1 pseudogene is annotated in these 460 nt (G+C 54.1%); it reads right to left on the reverse strand.

The features are described from left to right. Positions 1 to 249 (reverse strand): annotated as a pseudogene (locus Q5L94_RS13375) (hypothetical protein); the annotation flags it as partial. Positions 250 to 460 lie beyond the last annotated feature (211 nt).

Below are 460 nucleotides of genomic sequence, written 5' to 3' on the forward strand. Positions count from 1 at the left end.
TGTATCCATCTCGAGGAATTCGCGGTGCGCGCCATAGGTATCGCCGTATGCATTGGCCGGCACCGGGTGTGGCGTGTTGTACTGCTCAGGGGTCAGCAATTCGCGATTGTGACGCTTCTGGAATTTCGCAATATCTGCTTTGCAGACATGGGCTGCGACGCGGATCAGTTCCTTGGCAATCTCCAGGTCGCCTGTGTGGTTGCACCCGATCTCGGCAATCACTTTAACGGGGGTCTTATCTTCACTCATGTTCTGTCGTCCAATGTGTTGGAGAATGTTGCAGGCCCTCGTTGCAGGGCGGTGGGGGGCTCTATATGAGAGCTTCATAACAGCCTTGTAACCGCACAGGCCATCCCGGGCAAACCATAAAGAAACGTGATGAGAGGCGCTAACATACAACATTCTACGTCTCCCGTCGTCTCGGTCATCATGCCCGTCTACAATGCGGAAGTGACTTTGG

The organism is Idiomarina sp. Sol25, from assembly GCF_033052775.1.
Classification (GTDB): Bacteria; Pseudomonadota; Gammaproteobacteria; order Enterobacterales; family Alteromonadaceae; genus Idiomarina.